Annotated in this window: 12 protein-coding genes and 1 pseudogene; 1 reads left to right on the forward strand and 12 read right to left on the reverse strand. The window is 44.7% G+C overall.

What is annotated here, in order from left to right:
• Positions 1–150 precede the first annotated feature (150 nt).
• The 12 genes and pseudogenes from E5342_RS14425 to E5342_RS14485 form a co-directional block, all read right to left on the reverse strand.
• The gene (locus tag E5342_RS14425; protein ID WP_135959643.1) at positions 151–2,427 is read right to left on the reverse strand and encodes a GH92 family glycosyl hydrolase; all 2,277 of its coding nucleotides are present in this window, start codon (positions 2,425–2,427) and stop codon (positions 151–153) included.
• A 119-nt stretch (positions 2,428–2,546) separates the two neighbouring features.
• Entirely contained in the window at positions 2,547–4,817 is a 2,271-nt protein-coding gene (locus E5342_RS14430; RefSeq protein WP_135959644.1) for a GH92 family glycosyl hydrolase, read from the reverse strand.
• Positions 4,818–4,826: 9 nt separating this feature from the next.
• Entirely contained in the window at positions 4,827–7,181 is a 2,355-nt protein-coding gene (locus E5342_RS14435; protein ID WP_135959645.1) for a GH92 family glycosyl hydrolase, read from the reverse strand.
• Positions 7,182–8,001: 820 nt separating this feature from the next.
• Positions 8,002–8,397: a hypothetical protein gene (locus E5342_RS14440; protein ID WP_032541981.1), complete on the reverse strand. Its 396-nt coding sequence runs from the start codon at positions 8,395–8,397 to the stop codon at positions 8,002–8,004.
• Between the two features lie 10 nt (positions 8,398–8,407).
• Complete coding sequence (locus E5342_RS14445) at positions 8,408–9,463, reverse strand: HNH endonuclease signature motif containing protein (RefSeq protein WP_005783283.1); 1,056 nt, start codon at positions 9,461–9,463, stop codon at positions 8,408–8,410.
• Positions 9,464–9,466: 3 nt separating this feature from the next.
• On the reverse strand, positions 9,467–10,087 hold the full coding sequence (locus E5342_RS14450) for a hypothetical protein (protein WP_117969125.1): 621 nt from the start codon (positions 10,085–10,087) through the stop codon (positions 9,467–9,469).
• Positions 10,088–10,173: 86 nt separating this feature from the next.
• On the reverse strand, positions 10,174–10,833 hold the full coding sequence (locus tag E5342_RS14455; RefSeq protein WP_005783287.1) for a hypothetical protein: 660 nt from the start codon (positions 10,831–10,833) through the stop codon (positions 10,174–10,176).
• Positions 10,834–11,086: 253 nt separating this feature from the next.
• Positions 11,087–12,391, reverse strand: coding sequence for a MobV family relaxase (mobV, locus tag E5342_RS14460; RefSeq protein ID WP_135959646.1), 1,305 nt, complete (start codon positions 12,389–12,391; stop codon positions 11,087–11,089).
• A gap of 208 nt (positions 12,392–12,599) precedes the next feature.
• Positions 12,600–13,565 (reverse strand): annotated as a pseudogene (locus tag E5342_RS14465) (toprim domain-containing protein).
• A gap of 276 nt (positions 13,566–13,841) precedes the next feature.
• Positions 13,842–15,083: a primase-helicase family protein gene (locus tag E5342_RS14475; RefSeq protein ID WP_016271898.1), complete on the reverse strand. Its 1,242-nt coding sequence runs from the start codon at positions 15,081–15,083 to the stop codon at positions 13,842–13,844.
• A 317-nt stretch (positions 15,084–15,400) separates the two neighbouring features.
• Positions 15,401–15,793, reverse strand: coding sequence for a hypothetical protein (locus E5342_RS14480; RefSeq protein ID WP_005783298.1), 393 nt, complete (start codon positions 15,791–15,793; stop codon positions 15,401–15,403).
• Between the two features lie 10 nt (positions 15,794–15,803).
• Positions 15,804–17,015 (reverse strand): site-specific integrase, encoded by a 1,212-nt coding sequence (locus E5342_RS14485; RefSeq protein WP_135959647.1) that lies wholly within the window; start codon positions 17,013–17,015, stop codon positions 15,804–15,806.
• 233 nt (positions 17,016–17,248) lie between these two features.
• Between E5342_RS14485 and E5342_RS14490 the strand changes: the two genes are divergently transcribed.
• Positions 17,249–18,355 (forward strand): site-specific integrase, encoded by a 1,107-nt coding sequence (locus tag E5342_RS14490; RefSeq protein ID WP_432707222.1) that lies wholly within the window; start codon positions 17,249–17,251, stop codon positions 18,353–18,355.
• The last annotated feature ends 47 nt before the right edge of the window (positions 18,356–18,402 follow it).

Below are 18,402 nucleotides of genomic sequence, written 5' to 3' on the forward strand. Positions count from 1 at the left end.
TCACTTTTGTTTTCAAATAAATTTGGAATAGAAAATAGCCGAGAATGTTTATGAACATTATTTCCTTTTGGAAACCTTGTTTGACAAGCAATATCAACTTTATCATAAAAAAAGGGGGTGTGTCACTGTGTGAACTGACCCCCTTTTTATTTATTTAGGCATCGGAGCGGCAGAAGGAGGAGGGGTTCCCAGTCCCCATTCCTTGTTCGCTTTCGGGCCCATCTCTAACTCTAACAAACCACCAGCGGCGATATCGCTATGATTAAACCAAGGCTGGTTCAAGATTACACCGTTCAACTTAGCGGATTGTACGTATTTATTTTCATCGGACGCATTATTCGCACGGATCTCGAACGTATTGCCGTTACCCATATCCACTTTCACGTCGGTAAACATCGGGCTACCGATATTATAGGAAGGAGAACCCGGAGTCACCGGATAGAACCCCATTTGGCTGAAGACAACGAAAGCGGACATACCGCCACCGTCCTCATCACCCGGCACACCCATCAAATCATTACGGAACCATTGATTCAATAAAGTACGGATACGTTTCTGAGTCATCCAAGGCTTACCCGCATAATTATACAAGTACGGGATATGCAAACTCGGCTCATTCGCCATAGAGAACATACCTACGTTACCCGTATGATCCGGAAGCGTGGAATAGAATTGCCATTTAGACATACCCAGCGGCGTATTGAACATGGAATCCAAGGCAGAGGTAAACGCCTCATTACCCCCGATCAAGGAGATCAAGTCACCGATATTATGCTGTACGTCCCAACGATAGACATATCCGTTATTCTCATCATAATAATCACGGGCACCTAGGCCGCCATCATAACGGTAGTCCAACGGATAGATAAACTTACCGTCCTTATCTTTCGGATGGAAGAAACCTGTCTCCGGATTAAATACATTCCGGTAGTTGTAAGAACGACGCAGATAATAATCCGCCTCGTCTTTCTTTCCCAATTCTTGAGCGATCTGAGACAAACACCATTCATCATAAGAAGTACCTAAAGTCACAGCGATCGGCTGACGTTTTTCCCAAATGGATACGTTAGGCACCGTCTCTTTCTCTCCTGGTCTCAATGCGGGAATATAGCCATGTTCCTTGTAGAAATCATCCAACCAACCGGCGGGAGCGGCAGACCACGGGATCAGGGTCTTTTCCTCGATGCCTTTCTTGCAAGCGATATAAGCCTTTTCCAACTCAAACCCGCGCAAGCCCTTGCGGTAAGCGTCGATCACGGTAGCGACGGCATGGTTTGAGTTCATACGGCGTGTATCTCCTGTCACCTCCGGGAAGGTAGGCATCCAGTCGGTACCCATCTGCTCCGCCATCAAAAGGAAAGAGTTGATAATATCATTCTCTCGTTCGGTATCGATCATGGCACGCAAGGGATGCGTAGCACGGTAGGTATCCCAAATCCAGTCGTCCGTATAGAAAGGCCGTCCGCCATCCTCATGGATCTTTCCATCGAAAGCACTATAATAGTGTCCGTCCTCACTCAAGTTTATCGGGCGTTCGTAACAACGATATAAAGAGGTATAGAATACGGTCTTCTCATCCTTGGTGCCGCCTTGTACTTGTATTTTACCTAAAGCATCATTCCAATCATTGTGAGCGATCTTCGCTACCACATCCACGTCGTAAGCGGCAATCTCACGCTCCAAGTTCTTCTTCGCTTGTTCCTCGCTGATAAAAGAGATACCGTAACGAACACCAAGTTTCTTCACGTCATCCCCGAAGGAAAGGGCGACAGCGGCATTGGTACCTTCCACGGAGGTCTCATTATATTTGACACTGCCGTCCGACAATACACCCGCTTTCACAGGCTTCTGGTTCGTCTCGGCATATAAAAAGACTTTCGTTTTCTTATCTATATATTGATAACCGCTTACAGCGTTACCATTTACTTGTAGCTGTCCGTTACGGCTGTTAAATACCAAATAAGCTGGCCCCTCTTTCTCGAAAGTGAGCGAATATACGGCACTTTGATGGGATGGGGCAAAATCTACGTCGATTTCCTCGTTATCCAAATATACCTGATAACGGTATGGCAGGATCTTCTCCCGGTCATAGCTATAAGCGATCACGGAGCGCAAGCCGGATTCGTCACCTTGATAAGGGCATAAATTGAACGCAGAACGCTCACGATGGTTTGTCACGATAATAGGTAAACCACCCAGACGGTCGCCCGTGAAGTCCGCACGTTCCGGATATACACGTAGCATACTGTTCGGCAAATGCACGGTCGGGAAAGTAGGCACCAATAAATGGCTGATGTTTCCCATATAAGGATTCACGTAATCCACCGGGTCCATCGCAGAAGGAGAAGTCCCTCCCCCACTGGTACATGATACCCATAGGAAGACGGAAGCCAAAAGGGCCATCGAAGTTTTAAACTTTGTCTTCATTTTGTCGATTATTAATTCGTTAATTATTCTTTGCTTCTCAGCCGGGTACTTTCCCCGGCAATCCGTGAGACAACGTCTAACGGGTAACAGAGCAAACCGCTCACTGGTAAGGGAGCTAGTTACTCAGCCGTCTTCGGACGACTTTCCGGGGCAGCTCCGAATTCCTTATTCGGCGTGTTGCCCATCACAAAGGTAAGATTTCCTCCCTTCATGATATCATCATACAGAATATAAGAATTGTTATAAGGTTTACCATTTAACAACACGGATTGGATATATACATTCTCCTTGCTGTTGTTTTGGGCTACGACCTCAAAAGTCTTACCTTCCGGCAAATGAACGGAAGCCTTATCGAATAACGGGCTACCGAACACGAACACGCCATTGGAAGGATTCACTTGGTAAAATCCCAAAGCAGACATGATATGCCAAGCGGACATCTGGCCACAGTCCTCATTTCCAATCACGCCCTCAGGCTGGTCGGTATAGAACACATCTTGAATGTAACGAACTTTCTCGGCTGTCTTCCATTGTTCGCCGGCATAAGGATACAAGTAAGTAACATGATGGCTCGGCTCATTTCCATGGGCATACATACCGATCAAGCCACTGATATCCGGAGAGGCGTTCTCTCCCAACTCACCTTCCACCAAGAACAAAGAATCCAGTTTCGAGATAAACGGAGCGTCGCCACCCATCAACTCGATCAAGCCTTCCGGATGCTGAGGTACGAAGAATGTATAATGCCAGCCATTTCCCTCACAGAAATCACCTACGCTATGTACGGACTGGATCGGATCGTACGGCGTACGCCAGCTACCATCATCCATTTTCGGACGGATAAAGTTGATATCCTTATCAAAATACTGCGTATAGTACTTACCCCGTTTCAAGTAATTCTGATAATCCTCCGTTTTTCCCATTTTTTTCGCCATCAAAGCGATACCCCAATCATCGGCGGCGTATTCCATCGCAATAGAAGTAGCCTCGCGCACCTTATCACAAGGGATATAACCTTTTTCCAACACGTACGGCACCCCATTTTGTTTCTCATAAACAGAGGAAGCAATCATATAACGATACGCACGGTCGGCATCAAAGCCGGTAAAACCTTTCAGATAAGCATCCGCAATAATAGGCACAGCACTATATCCCGGCATTTGGTTCGTCTCACCACCAATCAACGGCCAGATCGGTAATTTCTCTTGCTGGTCATAAATGCTCAACATCGAGTTTACCAAATCCGACACATATTGAGGCTTGATAATCGTGAACAACGGATGCAAGGTACGATAGGTATCCCATAAAGAGAAAGTAGAATAGTTCTTCCAAGTATTGTTCGTATACACCTTATCATCATGGCCACGGAAATCACCATTCACATCGCAATACAATGTCGGAGCGATAAACGCATGGTACATGGCGGTATAGAAAATTTTCTTGGCACGCTCATCTTTCGTATCGATGGAGACACAAGATAATTGATCATTCCATTTATCAATAGCCTCGTTACGAACCTTGTCGAAATCCCAATGAGAAAGCTCCGCACGTAAGTTAGCCAAAGCATTCTCGCAACTCACGGAAGAGATAGCGACCTTTACCAAGGCGGTCGGGGCATCTCCCTTAAAGGTAATCACTCCCTTAACGGACTTGCCCGTCAACTCATCATTACCTACGACCTCATCATCATTGAATACAGCTAAGAACTCGATCGGTTGATCACATTTCAAAGTAAAAAACACTTTGTGACGTGGGCTCCAACCTTTGGAAAAACGGTACCCCTCGATCGTGTACTCATCAATCTTCTTCAAATAAGTGTCATACGCTTTATCACCGATACCTTCCTTCAAGTTGATCAAGAGGCGATGCTCGCTTCCCGACGGATACGTATAACGATGTAAGGCTACACGCTCGGTTGCCGTCAACTCCGCTTTTACGCCATTATCCATCAGCAAAGAGTAATATCCCGGAGCTACGGCTTCGTTGGCATGTTTATAATAGGAAGAAGCGGCTCCCTCTATATTATCTTGCTCGCCACGGGCGGTACGTACCTCGCCCGTATAAGGCATCAGAAGGATATCCCCCAGATCAGAACATCCGGTTCCGCTCAAATGCGTATGACTAAATCCGATAATGATACTATCGGAGTAATGATAACCGGAACACCAGTCCCATCCCTTAAAAATATTCTGAGGACCTACTTGAACCGCTCCAAATGGAACGTTCGCCCCGACAAATACGTGTCCGTGTTCTCCCGATCCGATATAAGGATCTACATATGCGGTAAAGTCTGTCTTGTTTTCCGTCTTCTCCGGTGTAGCACAGGAGTATGCGAAAAATGTCAGGCATATCGCTATGCCTGACATTAATGGTTTGTGAATGAAATTCATCTTAATTGCTTATTTCTTCTTTTTACTAGGTTTTACTGAAATAGGGGAAAGTTTATTGATCCCTTCCTCGTTTACGGAGAATGAGTAAGGCATATCCTCCGGATTAATACCACGATTCATATTCGGCTTGTCACCCATCTTGAAGTCGATCACGCCACCCTTAAACAAATCGTTATGATCCAGATAATTCTTAGTGTAGTTCTTGCCGTTGAACGTCATGGATTCGATATAGATATTTTTATCGCTGTTGTTCGGGGCATTGATCACCAAGTTGTTTCCATTCTCAAAATGGATCGTAACCTTCTTGAACAACGGAGCACCCAACACATATTGGGTCGTACCCGGAGCGACCGGATAGAATCCTAACGCTGAGAATACATACCAAGCGGAAGTCTGGCCATTATCCTCATCACCGCAATAACCATCCGGACCCGGAGTATACATCTTATTCATTACTTGACGCAACCAATATTGAGCCTTCCAAGGTTGACCCGCATAGTTGTATAAATAAATCATATGCTGGATCGGCTGGTTACCGTGAGCGTAGTTACCCATATTCATCACGGTCATCTCGCGGATCTCGTGGATCACACCACCGTAGTAGCTATCATCGAACAAAGGCGGTACAGCAAATACGGAGTCAAGCATCATCACAAATGAATCCTTACCGCCCATCAAGTCGATCAATCCCTGAGGATCGTGGAATACAGACCATGAATAGTGCCAGCTATTACCTTCCGTGAAAGCGTCACCCCATTTCAGCGGAGAGAACGGAGCCATGAACTCGCCATTCTCATTCTTGCCACGCATCAACTTGGTTTCCTTGTCGTACAGGTTCTTATAGTTCAACGCACGACGGGCATATAATTCCAACTCCTTTTTCGGACGGCCTAGTTGTTTAGCGATCTGCCAGATACACCAGTCATTGTAAGCATATTCTAATGTACGGGCAGCATTCTCGTTAATCTTCACATCGTAAGGAACATATCCTAACTTATTATAATATTCATGCCCCAGACGTCCTGTAGAGGAGATCTTCGGATGAACATTTTCCGTACCATGAATCAAACCTTTATATAGAGTCTCCAAATCGTCAACTTTCACGCCTTTCATATAAGCGTCTACCAAGATAGATGCCGAGTTATTACCGATCATACAACCACGATGGCCCGGACTTGCCCATTCCGGGAAGAAGCCGCTTTCCTTATACGTATTAATCAAGCCCTCTTGCATTTCCTTGTTTACAGACGGGAACATCAAGTTCAAGAATGGGAACAAACTACGGAACGTATCCCAAAAGCCGGTATCGGTAAACATATAACCCAGTAATACCTCACCATTATACGGACTGTAATGAACCACCTCGCCTTGAGCGTTGATCTCATAGAACTTACGAGGGAACAACAATGAACGATAAAAGCAAGAATAGAAAGTACGGTATTGATCCAAATCTCCCCCTTCAACCTCGATCTTGCTCAGATGCTCATTCCAAACATCCTTACCTTTCTGAACCAAGGTATCAAAGTTATCGTTACCTAATTCCTTCATATTGATAGCGGCCTGATCAAAGCTAATAAATGAGGAAGCCACCTTAGCGTGGACGATCTCACCTTTCTTCGTCTTGAAACCGATAACGGCTCCTACATGATCACTCGTTTGTTCTTTCGTACCCTCCTTCAAGGAAGCGTCGGCAAATGTAGCTTCGTACGTGAAAGGTTTATCAAACTCAATCACAAAGTAATTCTTGAAATTATCGGGAACCCCACCGCTATTCTTCGTTGAATAACCGATGATCTTATTTTCCTCCGGAATAACCTTGATATAAGAGCCCTTATTCAAGGCATCCACAACGATGTATGAATGATCATTCTCCGGGAATGTGAAACGAAACATAGCCGCACGATCTGTCGGAGTTAATTCCGTCACCACATCATGCTCCGCCAAATATACCTTATAATAATAAGCCTTGGCGATCTCTCCTTTGTGAGAGAACCAGCTCGCACGTTTATCTTGGTCGAACTCTGGTTTACCAACCACCGGCATGATTGCGAATTGTCCATAATCATTGATCCACGGACTTGGTTGATGGGTTTGTTTAAAACCACGGATCTTGTTTGCCGTATATACATACTGCCATCCATCTCCCATCTTACCTGTCTGAGGAGTCCAGAAATTCATACCCCACGGACGAGCGATCGCTGGATAGGTATTTCCTGTAGACAACTCAAAGGTAGACTGTGTACCCATTAATGGGTTCACATACTCCACTGGATCAAAAGTCTCTTTCTCAGCCGCTTCCGCAGGTTTTCCAACCCACACCAGCATCGTCGCTAAAGCCAAAGCCCAAACGCTTTTTTTCTTCATGATATAGCTATTAAATTAATAATATAATTTATCCGTTTTTGTGTTTTATATTCATAGTTAGATTATGAATATCCATTTAATTAACATGAATAGAAAGTGATTCTCGTGTCATTTATTTAGAAATATCCCTTTCTTTCTTATGAATTTCTAGCATTATACAAATTTCTTTGCAAAGTTACTACAAAAAAGTGAAATGCGGAAAGATATAGCGATAGAATTGAGTTACAGTGGTTTCAGTCGTGCTTCCGATTATTCGTGAAGCCATTGCAATCACCGCTGAAGCCAAATCAGGACGCCGCTACGTTACTTATCCGTAACCATGTCCGAAAGGGCGACAGACGGACACGGATGGCGAAACAAGGCGTTAAGGGTTAGTGAATTACTGACAACTCACGCAACAAATCCGGTTACGAAAAAAGATTGCGCCGTTCCTCCCCGTTTTGCGTACCGGCAACGGACTCTTCACCAACTAATTTTGAACCTAAAAAATTAAGGACGATGAAGAGTACATTTTCAGTAATCTACTACCTCAAAAGAGCTTGACACCAAATTATGTGCTGACGTTGAGTAATTTACATTAATGTTACGCTCTGTCGGGTTACGATTTGCCAACTTGCAGATTTCATCGGATTTCTCAGTCTTGCTTTTTTCAAATAACGCTTTAACTGTGCAAAAATACAAAATGTAATCAAAAAATTCTTTCAGTCAGCTAAACTTTGACTGTATTTAACTGTTTCGAATTCCCTATTATTTGTTTCTCACTATTTGCTGGATGGATTTTGTTATCCAATAATTAACTGTTTTTTTATAATTGGATATATCATTCAATTGGCACGATGATTCTTTTATCAGGTTCTTGAGACCATTGCACTTGGTATGTTTTTCCATTAATTTGGTCAAGCATGATGAAATTATAATTATTGGTTGTTGGATATAAAATAAAGCGTCCATTGACTTCTTCGTCTTTCCATACAACTGAATATAAAGATAGTGCTGTTTCAAAACGTTTGTCATCTTCAAACGACCATTGCACTTGCCAAATACGACCATTCCTTGTATCAAGTTTCAGAAATGTCCACATATTAGTTGTCGGATATAGTTTATATCTTGCAACTTCATCAACACTTCTAACAACTGTTGCAGAGTCTGTAACAGTTTGTGCGTATAATGTGTAAAACATCATCAAGAAAGCACTTATGATAAATAGTCTTTTCATATCATGTCTATTAACAATAATCATCTATTCCGTCTTCACCTTCCCATTTAAGTCCCTGAGCCAAAGTAAGAGCCTTTTGCGCACCTTGTTCCTCAAAGAACGTTGTTCCTTCATGCACGTATTTCCCGTCCTCAAATGTTATAGTAATCATTGAGAACTTCTTTATTCCATCATCTGCATGTGTGATTATCACAAGGCGATTATCATTACATGATGCAAAATCATCTATAAAATGTGTGGCATATTGATTTTTAGTTATGACAGCACCTTTTTTCAAGTTGTTCAGATAAGTGGTCAGTGGCCTATCTCCAACTTCAGAAGGACAGAGTGGGAATTCTGTTGGTGTACGCCAATATCTTTGCATGGCATTAGGTGTTAATGATTCGGTCAGGCTATCTGTGTGCGAATCAATACTAATCATATTGCCAATTTGTTCCGAAGTTACATTTATATTATGTTGTTCTCTCTCAAAAGGAGATTTCTTCTCTTCCCTTCCATAAGGAGTATAAATCCATTCTCCAATAGCTCCGCCTAAAGATTTCTCATTATTTTTTGTTTCTGCCCAGGCGCACAATCTTTCGTAAGAGGCTTTTGCTTCTTCCGGTGTTACGGTTCTCATCCATTCATAATTTGGATTGTCATCGACAAACTCCTGTATTATTGAAGGGTCATTCACAAAAGCCTCAATGCTCCCACAAAGATATTCTATTTTCTTTCTTGTTATCGGATTGTTCAACGCATTTTCTAACTTTGTCAGCCATCTGAGGTTTTGAGGTCTGTTGTTCCTGCGGTTGGTATCAATGTGATCAACGATGTGCTGAGGTGTGGGAGGTTCGCCAAGAAAAGCGAAAGCCACAATTCGATGTACCCGTTCTGTCCCAATTTCCATATATCCAGTATTCTCATTTGGCTTTCCGAAAGTCCACGTATTATCATCTTTCCTTATACGCTTTCCTTCTCGTGCATGGCGTAATACAGCTCCGTTATCACGAACGGAATAATGTTCTCCTTTATAAGAACATTCTTTTATTTCCGTATAATCATTCAGAATAGAATGTATATTCATTGTTTATTTCCTCCCAAATCTTGTATAAGTTTCAAATGCAAAAGCTAAAAATTTGTACCATTCATCGGCTGTTTTATAATCCAATTTTACATTTACACATACTGACCTATAAACAACATTAGTGCATACTTCTACCATACAGCCATCATCGCTAAAGGCAGGAGCTATCGGAAGTGCAGCGCAATTACCTATACGCTCTTTTAGGGTTTCACCTATAGTGAAAGTAATAAAATAGTCAGACAATCCAAAATCAGGTGTAGGGCAATCCTCATATCCAGGTTCATCTAATTTACTGAAAACTATAGCTGAAGACTTTCCTAATTTGCGCAGTATATCTGGTACGACATTTAAGAACTGCGATACAGCTTTTTGCTTCATTACCTCTTCTTCAGATTCTTTGCTGTCGTTTATCAGTTCCACATCCTCGGCAAGTTCCTTAAAGAAATTGCGGTTCAGTACTTTTGAAATTTGCTTCAACTGAGCAATATCCATTTTGCTGCGTTTAAAAATGTCATAAACATTATTTCTTTGGCAGCAAATCATCTTAGCAAATTCAGTAATCGGAATTTGTTGTTTGCGAACTTCATTTTCTATGAGTTCTCCTATAGTTCTTTTGTTTGTCATATTAACAGTTTTGATTTTACAATGCAAAGTTATATGACATCCGACAAAACATCGTAAAACGTGTGTATCATCTTATTGTACAACTTTTATTCTTCCAATACTTCGTCATCATCGAAATTTTCGCCCTCAATCTGAACATCTTCGCCAAGCATCTGCTTATAAACAATTTGCACGGTCTTATATTCGTCATCATCCATGTCGTATGATGCTACAATCTTGTTCATGTCCTTGTCAAACAGATACTTCATTTCCCCGAAAACGATTTGCCCAGCATTGTTGTTGGCACGAAAACGATGTCGAGCTTTAAAACCTATAAACAACTGTTCTTTATCCAGCATGGTTTTCAGTTCGTCTGCAAGTTTCTTTGCTTTTTTCTCCGCATTTTTTTTATTCTGTGCGTTCTCGTCATATTCATCTTTTGCTTCTTGATATTCATTCTTGCTATAAGCAGATTGGTATGGTCCGCTCCAAATAGACATTGAAGATTTTGCACTCTTCATCTTTCTGTCATATTCATCAATAGACATCCCTATTTTGCATAATTGTATTGTTTTTTCATAAAATACAGGATCATCAAAAGGAGTAAATGCGCTATCAACCTGAGTTTCCGCCGGGTCGTACGTTTCAGGATGATACAATGTTTTCTTTATATCCTCTTCTATCAATGTGTTCGCCTTATCTTCCAGCGATTTGCTGCATGATGCAAACAATGTAACGAGCAAAGCTCCTAATAATATTCTTCTCATATTCTTTGTTTTTTAGTTACAAAAAAGCGCAGACATACGCCATACGCTTCACGGTTCACCACAAACCATCATCAAATATGGGATGCCTGCGCCCGTATGGGTGCAGTCCCAATATTGATGATTTGCTCTTTTACTTGCGGTGGTGATTGTGAAGCTATTGAGCAATATGTCTTGGAAAGAGTCACCTCAATCCAAGTGCAAAAGTACAAAAAATCCGTGATATGGCATTCAACTATCACGGACTTTATTTGATTTACAACTGAATACCCCTGTTTTGTTTCCTTGTCGGCAATCCCAACGCTTCCATAAACTCATCTTTCCTGCGTCTGAACCAACTTACATGCGAAACTCCGTCTATCTTGAAATCGAAATTACCTTCCGTATTCTGTTTGAGAGAGCAAACCGCACCGTCAGCCTTAAAGTGCTGCCTGAACTCGGGAGAATAAAGGTCGCCTTTAATTGAAACGTCCTTGAATGCACACAGTTTCCTGATAAGCCCATCGCCAAAATTCAGAGTGTCACGCAAGAACTTTATTGTCGGCATCAGCTTTTCAACATACGGGAAATAGCGTTTGACGAAATTCACGAACTCTGACAGCTTGCGATGCCGCTGTTCATATGCATCCGTTATCTCCTGTATGCGCTTTGCCTGTTGCTGTTCCCTTTGTCGGGCTTCTTCTTCAAGCTCAAATATACGCTCATGCAGATTCCTGTTCCCCCTCTCCAATGTCCTGACTTTATTGCTGCCGAAAAGAGAGCCGACACTCTCGGCGATGTTGGCAGCTGCGGTTGTTGCCGCACCTTTCAGCTTTTCAGTCTGTATCTCCCTTTTCGCCCGTCTGAGTTCCTCCTGTGCCGTTTCCCTGCGGTCTTGAAGTTGCTCTATATCTGTCTGTAACTGCTCTGTCTGTTGCACCAAATCACGATAATACTGCCGTGTGGAAATGTGCTTTGCTTCAGAACCGTCTATGCCACGTTGCAATCCGTATCTGCTCATGGCTTGGGCGTATGTGTCCTGATAGGATTTGAGTTTGGTACGTGTCATTATATCATCGGCACACAATCGGACTGTGTCTGTCGGTTTCTTGCGGTATCGCATCTTCACCTGTTCCTCCTTCTTCTTGCGTTTGCGTTCTCCTCTGACAATGGGAACAAGTGTAGCATGTATGTGCGGTGTCTGCTCGTCCATGTGCAGGACTGCCGACACGATATTCTCCTTGCCGAATGTGTCAGCGAGGTATTTCAGATTGTCGCTGCACCATTCATCAAGCCTCCCATCATTGGTGATACGTTCCATATCCTCGTGGGTTCCCGTAAGCAGGATACGGATTGCCCTCACTTGATTGTTGCCGATTTTGCGTGTCAGTCCTGCGGTGTCCAACCGGTGCTGTATAGCCTGTGTCCTGTTTTCAATACCGTCAGGAAAACTTATCAATTCCCGATTGAGATGCGTCCTGCCTGCATCCGCATTCTTCGGTCGGATGGTGCGCTCTATGTGCGCTGACATGGCGGCATCCGTTCCGCTTGTTTTCTCCATGTGTAATACTGCGTAGCCCATATATGACTTCTTTTTTAGTTTGTGAAACAATGATTGATGATTGCTTTTGTACGGCTTCTGCCGTTGGTCGGGAGAGTCCAGAGAGGTGCAACCTCTTTGGCTTATTGGGGAATTTTCAGCGTTGCTTGCAATGCGGTTCGGAAAATTCCCTAATAAGCTATGGTATTTTCCGCCGGTAAATATCCGTGTGGCTGCTGAGTCCCTCTCCCTACATTTTCAGCCCTCGCTTCTTCGGTGGCTGCATTATCCGCCTTGCGGATTGGACTTGCGGCTCCTGCTTCATCGGCTCTGCCGATTGGGACAAAGGCTTACCGCACAGTTAATCGTTCAAATCCTTGTAGCCCCTGTAATTGTCGGAGAAGTCACGGAGGCGTCCGGAAAACTCTTTTCTCAGTTCCTGATATGCCCTTATCCCTGCCTCGTCATTGTCGAGCAGGCAGTGGATGCGCTCATATCCGTGCAGCGTATCTATGGCTTTGGAAACATTGGAAACCGAATTGAGGACAACGTAATCCTGCCTGTCAAGGTCAGGCATGGTCGGGCAGTTCTTCATCCGTAACGTGAGAAATGAAAGATAGTCCGTCATGCCCTCGAACACGAGGCATTTTTCTCGCCGCTCTCCCCGCTGCCGGATATGGCTGATGTCCTTCGGTGCTATGCAGCCTTTGAAGAATCGGTTGCGCACCTCGTAGCCTCCTGCCACATTAGGGAAGCCGATAGCGAAATAAGGCTTGCCGTTGTTGATAAAATGCAGTTCCTTGCACTCCGGCTTTGCAAGAGCTGTGTTTATCCCACGTTCCTGCAAGTAGCGCAGTAATGCCGGATGCGAAAGTTCCCGTACCTCCAAATGTTGGAAACTCGGCTCGTATGGTTGCCGGCGAAAAGAGAAAGATACAGGTCGGATGTGCGGTGCCTGTTCCGCAATCCTGTCGAGCAAATAGGGAACATAATCCGAGCCATATAGTTCCTGTGCCAAAGTGATGATGTTGCCGCCTCTACCCAGCCCGTAATCGAACCACAGGTTACGGTCGGTGTTCACCTTGAACGATGCTTCCGTTTCCCGGCGGAACGGGGATTTATACCACAGGCTGCCGCTTTGCTGTTTCACGGGCGAGTAGCCCAGACTTTGCAGGTAGTCTGCAATCTTGATTTGTTTTGCATCTTGGATGTTCATATTTCAGTCTTTTAATTGGTTTAGTATTATAGTGGGGTTGATGATGGTTGGAAAAACGTTGATTTGATGAATGGATAGTTTAATATCCTTATATACAGTATTATACTTCCTCAACGGCTTCTCAACAAACCACTCGCCAAAAGAGAAATCAACAGTCGGACGGTGTGTTATCCTCAACTCCTCTTTTGGAGTGTTGAGATTTTGTTGAGAGTGTATATCACTTGTTATCAGCATAGTTATATTCCTATTCATCAATTCAACAAAAAAATAATAGAATTACAGAGATTCAAGCTGTTCCCTTGTGATGGTGTAATAGCGTCCCACCCTCCTTATCGGCTCATACCGACATTCCCGATTGTAGTTCAACTGGTAGGTGGTATATGTCAGACCGTTGGGCGCAGGCGTCAGTTTCCAGCACTCCTGCAATACCTTTCTCACTTGGTGCTTTTCCGCTTTGACCTGCGTGTTTACCAACAGCACAAGAATATCATTCGGGCAGAAGGAAAATGTGTCTGTGCCGACACTTTCCATGATGTCAAGGATAAGTTCGTGTATCTCTATCTCCAACCGATTGCGGTTGCTGCGGATAATCTTACGCAAGGCTTCGGTATGCAGAAGCGATGGAGCAAACCACATACGGCTCTCTTTTTCGGTGGATAGGTTTCTGCGTTGCAGGAAATGGAGAAAGGCGGGTATCTCCGCTTTCAGCTTTTGCAGGAAGTCGGTATCATCGGACTGCAGGCGGTCTATCTTACGCACCCAATAACGTGTTTCCCCTGCGTCGATGATGACTGGCAGATACTCATTGTTGGAACACAACACGAATTTGGCAAAGAAAGCTATCTCGTCACGGTCTTTGCCTTTGGCTTCCATCTTGTAGGAGAGCGTGGTGCTGAGATTCTTCAACCGCTCGCTGTCTTCCCTGCGGTTGAGCAGCACCTCGTCCACGAGGATAAGCAGCTTGCCTGCCCAGTCTGAATTGAACTGGCTGCGGAAATCCTCGTTGGTGTTGAATGTGACATTGTTTTGAAACAGGGCTTTCAGAAAGTTAAGGAACGTGCTTTTGCCGGTGTTGCGCTCCTCCGATACCAACAGCAGGATGGGCAACTTCTGGACGGGATGCAGATAGAGCAGCTGCAAGTAGTCCATGCCCAATTCGTACTGTTCCCCGAAGATGTGCCGTACCAAAGATTGGATATGCGTGAAATCGCCCTCTTCCGGTCTGTGGTCTATCGGCTCATAGAGGTTCAGGAACTTGCCGATTACAGGCTGATACCTGGCGTGTTCGGGTACGGTGCAGAAGCCGTCATACTTCGGCACCGTAGCGAGATAGTCCCTGCCATAGTCCTGCCGCAGCGTCTCGTTGTTCCATACGATACGCTTCTTCACATAGCCTCCGTTCAGTCGGGGCTGGTTCACTAACTTGTAGAGGGTCGTACCCACACGGATAAACTCCTCCTTTGCCATGACGCTGTCCGATGGCGGTCGCTGGCTGTCTTTTTCTTCTTTGGCTGTCATATTATTCGATTTTAGTTTGATAAAATGTCAGCCACAAAAGTATAATCAATTATCGTACAGCCTGTTAAGCAAAACGCAGCAGAACGCAGAAAAAAGCGAATCGAGACAGGAAAATCAATGGTTCGTGGTTGAAAACAGATGTAAAAACAAAAAATCCCGAAGAAGCAGGTCTGAAACAGTTGATTCTTCGGGACTGAATATAAATACATTAATACGAATGAATGGCAACACACCTATGTGGTTATCCGTATAAATACATTATTGACAATGGGAATACACATAGATTTAACTACTTCATGTCGCCATCTTAATAGGCTTTACGCCTGATAATTAAATGAATCCATATTGTTGGATACCAGCGAAAAGAAGATGCTTGTTTTCTCTTTTCGCAAGTACAGCCTTTCAAATATGGCTTTGCGCACCTGTTCCGCACCTAAGCTGTTGATACGGAAAGCGAGTGCCGCTATCATTGGAAAGCCGAACACATCGGCATAACAACCGTTTTCCAAGCAAACATATTTCTGCACCTCGTATTCTTTCAGGACACCGCTTTTATACACGGCTCTGACAGCGGCACGGAGTGTCGGGGCGATTACCCCGAACAGCTCCACCAATTCCGGTTCAGACATCCAAACATTTTCATTCGGTATATCAGGCAGTATTACCTTACCATATTCTGTTGTGGTTATGATAACTCTTTCCATACTCATGCTTTCAAGTTCATACAAGTTTCATCTTGTCGCTAATTTTGCTTTCCAGCATGGAAAAATCCTTGTCCAGCTTTTCCGTGGTTATCTTGGCGTAATGCTGTGTGGTGGTAATCTTCGTATGCCCCAGCACCTTGCTCACGCTCTCTATCGGCATACCGTTCGAAATAGCCATCACCGCATACGAGTGGCGGCTCATGTGGAAGGTCAGATGCTTGTTTATCCCACATTCCGCTGCAATCTGTTTCAGCAGAACATTCGTCCAGCCGTTCCGATAGAAATTGAACAGGCGTTTTCCTCTGCGGAACGGTTCGTAACGGTCTATGATTTTACATGCACTCTCCATCAGCTTCACACGGAAGGGGATATTCGTCTTTTGCCGTACCGATGAAATCCACAGGCTGCCGTTTATAGTGACAAGGTTGTCGGTAGTGAGGTTCTTGATGTCGATGAACGATATTCCCGTCAGGCATCCGAAGATGAAAACATCCCTGACAACCGTCATTGCAGGGTCATCGAAACGGTGCGACATGAGCGTCTGCACTTCTTTCTCCGTTAGAAATTCTCGCTCCTTTGTGCCGCCGCTGACATAACAGTTGGCAAACGGGTCTCTCGGTATCAGACCATTCTTGTGTGCATGGGTCACGATAGACCTCAGCGGAGCACAATACAGTCTGATTGTGGATTGTTGCACACCCACTTCATTGCGGAGATAGATGCAGTACTGGTTCAGAAAATCCTCTGTGAGTTCGTTCATGCCGATGTCGTTCCGCTTGTAGTAATACTTGATGAAGTTAGCCACATGGGTGCGGGATATGGTATGCTTGTATAAGGTTTCCTTTGTCCTGTCCTTGCCCACACGTCTGGCGAAGTCTGCATTATGCTTGTCGAAGGCACGGAGCAGCGTTTCATACTCCGTACCGATGCCCTGATAAGCATTGCGTACCATTTCCGCCGTCACGAAAGCCTCACGGTCGGAAATGCGTTGGTAGTGCTTGATGATTTGCGCCTTGATGTTGTCAAGGGCAAAGTTGATGTCCCGAGCCTCCTTGCTTTTTCCTTTCACCTTGTTGGCTTTGGTGTCCCATAACTCCACCGCTACGGAATACTTGCAGCTGAACTGCGCCTGCGTCCCGTTGATTGTCACCCGTCCCATGATGGGAACAATACCGTTTTTCTCCTTGCTCCTGTTCACGAAGAACAGCACTTTGAATGTCGCTCTCATACTGTCTGCTTTTTTGGTTGCAAAATTAGTTTCACATGCGCCAAATGGCTGAAAGCAAACCTCTGCAGAACAGCGCAAAATCAGTATTGGGTTGTTAAAAATGCAGGTTTGTCGGGGTTACGATTTGGAAACCTAACTATTTCTACAATCCGCGTAATTTTGCTTTTTTGCCTATTCTGCAAAGCTATGAGAAATACCGCATAAATCACTATCTGTTAAATAATTGTCCTCCGTTGGCTTCGTGTGGCTTCTATCGAGGATTTTTCTACCTCAAACGTCAGGTAGTGAAAAAGGACGGGACAGTGCCCGTCATGGGACGCATCACGGTGGACGGCAGCCAGACGCAGTTCAGTTGCAAACTGACCGTCGATCCCAAGCAGTGGGACACCAAAGGGGGACGTGTCACGGGCAGAAGCGCGGCGGCACTCGAAACGAACCGCATGCTCGACAGGATGCGTGTGCGCATCAACGGACATTATCAGGAAATCATGGAGCGTGACAACTTCGTCACAGCGGAAAAGGTCAAGAACGCCTTTCTCGGACTTGAACACCGTTATCACACGTTGATGCAGGTATTTCGCCAGCACAACGAAGACTACGAGAAACAGGTGGAGGCAGGCATGAAAGCCAAAGGCACGCTCTTGAAATACAAGACCGTTTACAAGCACCTGCAAGAGTTCCTCACCATCCGCTACCGCGTGAAGGACATCGCCCTGAAAGAGCTTACGCCCGCTTTCATCTCCGACTTCGAGATGTTCCTGCGCACGGACAAGCACTGCTGCACCAATACCGTGTGGCTGTATGTCTGCCCGCTCCGGACGATGGTGTTCATCGCCATCAACAACGAGTGGCTCACGCGCGACCCGTTCAGGGAGTATGAAATCAAGAAGGAAGAAACGACCCGCAGCTTCCTGACGAAAGAGGAAATCCGGCTGCTGATGGAGGGCAGGCTGAAGAACGCCAAGCAGGAGCTATACCGTGATTTATACCTGTTCTGCGCATTCACGGGCCTGTCGTTCGCCGACATGCGCAACCTGACGGAAGAGAATATCCGCACCTATTTCGACGAACATGAGTGGATAAACATCAACCGCCAGAAAACAGGTGTCGTTTCCAATATCCGGCTGCTTGACATAGCCAAGCGCATCATCGACAAATACCGGGGTCTGTGCGGGGACGGGAGGATATTCCCCGTGCCGCACTACATGACCTGCCTGTACGGAATCCGTGCCGTCGCCAAGCGTTGTGGCATCACCAAGCATATCACGTGGCATATCGGAAGACATTACGAATTGTCTTTATCGCTGAATTTGAATAGTTTGCAAAGATTTGTTTCTTGATGGGTAACGATTTAGAAACAAGCGAAGTTCTGTATTTTACCTCGTTT

This window comes from Parabacteroides distasonis (assembly GCF_004793765.1).
Lineage (GTDB): Bacteria > Bacteroidota > Bacteroidia > Bacteroidales > Tannerellaceae > Parabacteroides > Parabacteroides distasonis_A.